This window comes from Schaalia georgiae DSM 6843 (genome assembly GCF_000429245.1).
In the GTDB taxonomy this organism is placed as follows: domain Bacteria; phylum Actinomycetota; class Actinomycetes; order Actinomycetales; family Actinomycetaceae; genus Pauljensenia; species Pauljensenia georgiae.
Genome location: NZ_AUBM01000024.1, coordinates 1 through 1780, shown reverse-complemented (window position 1 = coordinate 1780; position 1780 = coordinate 1). Strand labels below are relative to the sequence as shown.

Genomic DNA, 1780 nt, shown 5'->3' with positions numbered 1-1780 from the left:
GCCCCAGACGTAGAAGGCGGCGAGGACCAGTGCGAGCACGACCCCGGCTGCGGTCAGGCGCCTCCTGCGGATGCGCTCGCGCCGCTCGCGCAGGATCTCGGACGGCCTCTTCCTGACCGTCCGCGAGGCGCCGGCCCTTCTGGCACGGGAGGCGGCTCCCTGGGCGCCGTCGAGGTCGGGGTCCTGATCGGGGTGCTTATCAACGAGGGACATGGTGCCATCCAGTCAGTGGTCAGTGGTCAGTGGTCAGTGGTCAGCGGTCAGCGGGCGGGCGCGCTGGGGCTCCCGGTCCCCCAGGGCCCGGCGGCCCCAGCGTGTTCGCCCGCATCTCAGGACCCCCGGGGGGTGAAGGCGGTGACGCCCTCCTCACCGATCACGAGGACGAGGTCGTCGTACACGCGGAAGGCCTTGCTGTAACGTCCTTTGGCGGCATCGACGGGGGTGAAGGTGCCAGAGGGGTGGAAGAGGCTGGCGCCGTGCATATCGATGATGATGGGCTTTCCGGAGCCGCGCCCCTGGAGCTGGATGGCCGAGTGGTCCTCACTGATCGAGGCGCGCATGGCGCGGATGGCGCATTGCCCGTCCCCCCTTGTGGTGGTGTTGAGCAGTTTGTCGCTCGTCTCGCGGGTGGGGTGGTCGGAGCCCGTCGGCGTGAAGGAGAGTTTTCCGCATGTCTTGGCCCCGTCGTCGTCCGTTGCCGGGAGCGCCCGGAGGATCCCTTCGGCCCAAGGGGCCTCGCCGGTCGTGAGGAAGTCGCGCAACTGCGCGCTCGTGGGCGCCTGCCCCCCGACGGGGAGCGCCGCCTTGTGGTCGTCGGCGCCCGCGGAGTCGGAGATGGTGAAGGACTCCAGGGGGCGCCCGTCCGCGGCGAACGCAGTCGCCTGGTCGGTCCGGCTATCGACCGCCACCCAGCCGTCGGTAGTGGAGTACACCTCGAAATCGTCGGATCTGGTCTCATCCGCGCAAAGGGATCTCACTTCGCCTGTTTCCGTGTTGATGATGCGTTTCCCGTTTCGGCTCGTGATCGAGTCCGCCCCCGGTTCGGTGAACGGATCAGCGGCGCGCCCCCAGTCCACGATGTCCCGGTCGTTGAGGGGCACCCAGGTCCCGCTGCTCCCGCATTCCGAGCAGTACTCGTACTCCCGCATGGGAGTGGGGGTGGAGTCGCGCTCCCACTTCATCGTCCACTGATCCCCTTCCTCCGCCCATCCCGAGCAGGTCTCCTTGCTGCAAGCGATGACGACCCCGTAGCCCGATGTGATCGCGATCGTTGGGGGGCTTAACGGATCCTGGTCCCGTTCGGCCCACGGGGCGGGCCCCTGCCTCCCAGTGGCGAGGTCGAGGCGGACCTTCCCGACGAAAAGGCCGTTCCCCATCAGGACCGGACGGCGCTCTGGGGAGAATGAGCTGTCCTTCGGGAGGACGCCCCTCCACTGGGTGACCGGCCGGGTCCCCGACACGTCGAGGCTGACGACTCCGGTGCCGTCGCCTTCGCTCCAATCGTGGAAGAGGACCACTTGGTCGCCGCTCTTCACGACCGCCGTTTCATCAGCCAGTGGGATTCTCCGCTCCAGTCGCCATGCGATGTCGGCTCCGTTGGTCCACTTGGGGGAGGGGCGGCCGGTGTCGGTTCGGGTCCCGGTGTAGCCCTGGGACCGTGGTTCGGGCTCATGCGGAGAGGGGGTGGGGCCCCAGACGTAGAAGGCGGCGAGGACCAGTGCGAGCACGACCCCGGCTGCGGTCAGGCGCCTCCTGCGGATGCGCTCGCGCCGCTCGCGCA

1 protein-coding gene and 1 pseudogene are annotated in these 1780 nt (G+C 68.9%); both read right to left on the bottom strand.

Translation table 11 applies throughout. From position 1 onward, the window contains the following. A pseudogene (locus G447_RS0108570) lies at positions 1-213 on the bottom strand (hypothetical protein); the annotation flags it as partial. Positions 214-329: 116 nt separating this feature from the next. After that, positions 330-1780 (bottom strand): hypothetical protein (locus G447_RS0108565; RefSeq protein WP_026430743.1); only part of this gene is annotated, 1451 nt, incomplete at its 5' end.